Genomic DNA, 4,707 nt, shown 5'->3' on the forward strand with positions numbered 1-4,707 from the left:
TGGCGCTGCTGATCGCGGTGACCTTCGGCTTCGTCGCGGCGCTTGGCCAGCCCGAGCTCGGCGCCGCCCGGATCGTCGCCGGCCTGCTCGTCGCCGGCGCGGCGGCGATGCTCTGGCGGCACATCCAGCGCACCAATATGGAGCTCGCCCGCTTCATCGATTCGGTCCGTTTCGCCGATTTCAGCCAGGGCTTCCGCCATCGCTTCGACGGCAGCGGCTTCGGCGAGCTGGGCGAGGTGCTCGACGCCGCGATCAAGCGGATGCGCGACGAGAAGCATGCCCTGATCGACGCCAACCGCTTCTTCGAGGCGGTGCTCGACGACGCCCCGACCGCACTCGTCACCGTCGCCAACGGCAAGGTCGAGCTCGCCAACAAGGCGGCGCGCCGGCTGTTGATCCGCCATCGCGGCGTCCGGGTCGAGGATTTCCGCGCTTATGGCGAGGCCTTCGCCGCCGCGCTGGAAGGCGGCGCGGTCAACCGCCCCCGCCTTGTCCCGCTGCTCACCGACGGCGTGCCGCAAACGGTGCTGCTCGGCGCCGCGGTCGTTCACCGGCTCGGCGGGCTGGTCCGGGTCGTCGCTGTCCAGCCGATCCAGAGCGAATTGAACGCGATCGAGATCGCCGCCCAGTCGGACCTCATCCGCGTCCTCACTCACGAGATCATGAACTCGATGACGCCGGTCACCAGCCTCGCCCACAGCGCGACCGACCTGATGCGCAAGGCGGATGACGGATCGAACGCCGAGGTGACCGACGCCCGCGCCGCGGTCGAAACGCTCGCCCGCCGCGCCGACGGGGTGATGCATTTCGTCGAAAGCTATCGCCAGATCAGCCGCGCGCCGGAGATTCGCCGCCGTCCGATCGACGTCGCCGGCTGGGCCGGGGAGCTGACCGCCTTGTTCCGCGCCCATGACGGGATGGAAGGCGTGGCGCTGGATATCAGCGTCGAGGACCGGATGGCGCCGCTGGAGGCCGACCCCGATCTGATGAGCCAGGTGCTGATCAACCTGCTGCGCAACGCGGCCGACGCCGCGCGCGGCCACGCCGCCGGCCCCGTCGTCAGGCTCGCTTTCTCCAACCCGCGCGCCGGGCGGACCCGGATCGAGGTGTCCGACAACGGCCCGGGCGTGCCGGAGTCCCTTCGTCAGGACATCTTCCTCCCCTTCTTCACCACCAAGAAGAAGGGGACCGGCGTCGGCCTCAGCCTCGCCCGCCAGGTCGTCTTGGCCCATCGCGGCGCGATCGACATCGGCGCGGCGGAGGGCGGCGGCGCCCTGTTCCGGATCGAGCTTTAGCGGAAACATCCCCCTCCCTGCGAAGGGAGGGGTTAGGGGTGGGTAGGCGAGCGCAGCGACGCTCCCGGCGACCCCGGTTTCGACCGCCTTCGGCGGCACCCACCCCCGGCCCCTCCCTTGCAGGGAGGGAGTCTAACCCGCCAACCTTTTCGCCACCCGCTCCGCCTGGACGCGGATGTCGGGGACGGCGACGCTTTCCCAGAAGGTGCCGCGCGTCACCGGGCCGATCGCCGAGAGGGTAGCCGACGGCGCGCCGTCTCCGCCCAGCACCCGGCAATCCCAGTCGACGTCGAGGCCGATGCGCAGCGGATCGGGCCGGATTCGGCCGGCGGCGATCAGCGCGTCGAACAAGGGCTCGCCGGCGCGGACGATGTTCATCTCCGGCCCGGTGCAATTGACGATCCGGGCCGCCTCGACGGTTTCGACCCTGTCGGACCCGCGCGGTCGCCAAATCAGGCGCGCGCCGGTCCCGGCCGGCTCGACCGCGACGATCTTGCCGGGGACGAAGGCAAGCCGACCTTCTCTCTCCAGCCGCGCGATCGTCGCGCCGACGGCCGGCGCGATCCGGTGGCGATGCACGTCCCACCACGGACGCAAATGCCTGAGGAACCGGCCGCGCTCCACAGCCGACGCATCGCGCCACAGCCCCTGGGTCACGCTGCGCAATTCGTGCACGGCGCTCCGCCAGCCGACCTCGGCCGAACGCCGCCGCAGCCGCCGGGTGAGACCGGCGCAGCTCGTCGGCAATTGCTCCTGCGGCGCGACCATCGGCTCGCGCGGCTCGTGCGCGCGTGGGCTCAGGCCGCGGCGCGAGAGCGCGAGCATGCGCCCGGTGAACCCGCGCGCATCGAGGGTCAGCGCCGTGTCGACCGCGGTCAGGCCGGTGCCGAGAATGACGATCGTGGCGTCGGCGCCCAGCCCCTCCCCCAGATCGGCCGCCCAGGGATCGCCGATCCAGGCCGCGCCCAGCGCCGCCACGTCGAACCGGCCCGGCACCGCCGGCTCCAGATTGCCCGGCGCGAGGACGACGGCGTCGGCGGCGATCGTTCGGCCGTCGGAGAGTCGCACCTCTTCGCCACCGGCGATCGAGCTTATGTCCACCGCTTCGCCGGAAACGATCTCGATCCCGTGCATCGCCTCGGCGAGCTGGGCGCGGACATAATCGCCATAGACCATGCGTGGCGCATAGCCCTCCTCGTCTCCGCCGCGCGCCGACCACCAGTCGGTGAAATGATCCGGCCGGTCCGGATAAGCGGACATCCGCCGCGCCGGCACGTTGAGCAGATGCTCCGGCCGGTCGGTCCCGTAGGCGACCCCGCGGCCCGGCACGCGCGAGCGCTCGATCAGGCTGACCTTGCCGGCGCCGGCATGGACGAGATGGATCGCCTGCAGCGCCCCCGACAGGCCCGCCCCGACCACCGCGACATGGGCATGGCTCATCCCGCGATCCCGTGCGTGTCCGGCGCGTCGAGCTCCACCGGGTCGGCGAGGCTGAGGCCGTCGAGGATCCGCGCCGTCTCGTCGCGGACCAGCAGCATCGCCCGGTGCAGCCGGCACTTGTCCTCGCTGATGCAGTTCTTGCAGGTCTCGTGCGCATAGCGGCTGGCGCAGGGCAGCAGGCCGAGCGATCCGCGGGTCAGCCGGACGATCTCGCCATAGCTGATCTCGGCCGGCGGCCGGGCGAGCCAATAGCCGCCCTCGCGCCCGCGCATCGTCTCGACCAGCCCGGCGCGCCGCATCTGGGAGAGGATCACGGTCAGGAACTTGGCGGGGAGATTCTGCTTCTCGGCGATCTCGCTGAGCTGGACCGGCCCCTCGCCATACCGGTCGGCGAGGTGGAGCAGCGCGCGAATTGTATACCGCGTCCGTTGAGAAAGCATGGCGGCCCCATGAACCTGCCGGCCGCGCTTGGCAACATGCGGACCTGTCGCCCGGCCCGATGATCCGCTATGCAAGGGCCGAGGGGGGAGTCCGCCATGCGCATGATCCTCGGCATCCTTGCCGGCATCATCGTCGCCGTCGCCTGCGTGGCCGGCATCGAGGCCCTCGGCCACATGATCTACCCGCCGCCGCCCGGATTCGACGCGACCAATCCGCGCGACATCGACCGGCTGATGAGCGTGATGCCGGTGATGGCTCTGGTCTTCGTCCTGGTCGCCTGGTTCGTCGGCGCGCTCGCCGGGGCGCTCGCCGCCAATCTCGTCGCCCGCCGCGTCATGGCCGGCTGGGTCGTCGCCTTGCTGGTCATCGCCGGCGGCGTCGCGACGATGGTGATGATCCCGCACCCGGGCTGGATGTGGGCGGCGGGGATCGTCCTGCCGCTGCTGGCCGCATTCGCCGCGGCGCGATTCGCGCCGTCCCGGGCCACCCCCAAATGAGTCATCCCGGCGGAAGCCGGGACCCATGCACTCCGGGGCAAGCGAGGCAGGCGATCAGGTCGTCGCCTTCCCCTTATCGGCCGTGTTCATGGGCCCCGGCTTTCGCCGGGGTGACTCAGAACAGGAAGGTCGATCGGCGAAGTGCTCAGGCCTTCTCCAGCGTGCACTGGAGCGGGTGCTGGTTCTCGCGGGCGAAGTCGATCACCTGCGCGACCTTGGTCTCGGCGACCTCATAGGGGAAGATGCCGCACACGCCGACGCCGCGCTGGTGGACGTGGAGCATCACCCGCGTCGCGTCCTCGATGCTCATCTTGAAGATCGATTGCAGGACGTGGACGACGAACTCCATCGGCGTGTAATCGTCGTTGAGCATCAACACCTTGTAGGGCGACGGCGTCTTCGTCCTGGTGCGCGTCTTGGTCGCGACGCCGAGATCGCCGTCGCTCTCGTCGGTCCGGTCGTCGTCGGTTGCGGTGATGGGAAAGCGGTCCATGCTCATCGTTGCCGATAAATAATGCATCGCCATGATCGGCGACAAGGGGTGAAGGTGGTGAACGAGCCAGCCAAAAATCCTCCCCTTTGAGGGGAGGGGGATCGGCGAAGCCGGTGGAGGGGTGTCAGCGGCGGAGAACATCCACAGAAGCTGATACCCCTCCGTCAGCCCTGCGGGCTGCCACCTCCCCTCCAAGGGGAGGATTAAGAATGAACAAAAAGGGCGGACGTTCCGACTGGGAACGCCCGCCCTTTTCCACACGACCGTGCGTGGCCGCAAATACGCGCGGCCCCTCGTAAAAGCCTTAGGCGGCGACGAGGGTCTTCACGCGCTCGGCCGCGACCGTGTAGCGGCTGGTCAGCGGCTCGGCGGCGTCGTTGGCGATCTTGAGCATCGCCTCGCTGACGCGGGCGCTCTCGGCGATCGCGGCATCGAACGCGCCGCGGGCATAGTCGCCCTGCAGCTTGAAGAAGTCGGTCGCCGAACGGATCTCGCCGATGTTCTTGAGGACCGCCTGGGCGTCCTCGAAGCTCTTGCGGCC

General features: G+C 69.8%; 6 protein-coding genes. 2 read left to right on the forward strand and 4 right to left on the reverse strand.

From position 1 onward, the window contains the following. A partial coding sequence (locus ACT4N3_RS07230; RefSeq protein WP_444854538.1) for a sensor histidine kinase occupies positions 1-1,295 on the forward strand: 1,295 nt, incomplete at its 5' end. A gap of 132 nt (positions 1,296-1,427) precedes the next feature. On the opposite strand, the gene ACT4N3_RS07235 is transcribed toward ACT4N3_RS07230, so the two are convergent. Together ACT4N3_RS07235 and ACT4N3_RS07240 are read right to left on the reverse strand one after the other, a co-directional pair. Beyond that, a complete protein-coding gene (locus ACT4N3_RS07235) occupies positions 1,428-2,735 on the reverse strand; it encodes an FAD/NAD(P)-binding protein (protein ID WP_444854539.1) in 1,308 nt (435 codons plus the stop codon). After that, positions 2,732-3,175, reverse strand: coding sequence for an RrF2 family transcriptional regulator (locus tag ACT4N3_RS07240; protein ID WP_444854540.1), 444 nt, complete (start codon positions 3,173-3,175; stop codon positions 2,732-2,734). The genes ACT4N3_RS07235 and ACT4N3_RS07240 overlap by 4 nt, the downstream gene beginning before the upstream one ends. Before the next feature lie 96 nt (positions 3,176-3,271). On the opposite strand from ACT4N3_RS07240, the gene ACT4N3_RS07245 reads away from it, so the two are divergent. Beyond that, entirely contained in the window at positions 3,272-3,673 is a 402-nt protein-coding gene (locus ACT4N3_RS07245) for a hypothetical protein (RefSeq protein ID WP_444854541.1), read from the forward strand. Between the two features lie 145 nt (positions 3,674-3,818). Here ACT4N3_RS07245 and clpS read toward each other — a convergent pair whose 3' ends face one another. Together clpS and ACT4N3_RS07255 are read right to left on the reverse strand one after the other, a co-directional pair. Then, positions 3,819-4,166: an ATP-dependent Clp protease adapter ClpS gene (clpS, locus tag ACT4N3_RS07250; protein ID WP_444854542.1), complete on the reverse strand. Its 348-nt coding sequence runs from the start codon at positions 4,164-4,166 to the stop codon at positions 3,819-3,821. A gap of 304 nt (positions 4,167-4,470) precedes the next feature. Next, the coding region (locus ACT4N3_RS07255; RefSeq protein WP_444854543.1) for a phasin family protein at positions 4,471-4,707 on the reverse strand (237 nt) is incomplete at its 5' end.

This window comes from Sphingosinicella sp. (assembly GCF_052388015.1).
In the GTDB taxonomy this organism is placed as follows: Bacteria; Pseudomonadota; Alphaproteobacteria; order Sphingomonadales; family Sphingomonadaceae; genus Allosphingosinicella.